This is a genomic window from Methylobacterium sp. AC690 (assembly GCF_979256535.1).
Genome location: NZ_CEEDOX010000168.1, coordinates 1 through 209 on the forward strand (window position 1 = coordinate 1; position 209 = coordinate 209).

Below are 209 nucleotides of genomic sequence, written 5' to 3' on the forward strand. Positions count from 1 at the left end.
CCCGCCCTGGACCAGACCCTGGCCGCCCTGGCCCTGTTCCTAGTCGCCCCCCTCCTGGTCCTGGTCGCCCTCCTGGTACGCCTGGACAGCAAGGGCCCGGTCCTGTTCCGCCAGACCCGCACCGGCAAGGAAGGACACCCGTTCCAGATCTACAAGTTCCGCACCATGCGCGTGCTGGATGACGGGGCGGTCGTCCACCAGGCCACCCG

General features: G+C 69.9%; 1 protein-coding gene. It reads left to right on the forward strand.

The genetic code is table 11. The features are described from left to right. A partial coding sequence (locus AC0IY1_RS25745) for a sugar transferase (protein ID WP_471773406.1) occupies positions 1 to 209 on the forward strand: 209 nt, incomplete at both ends.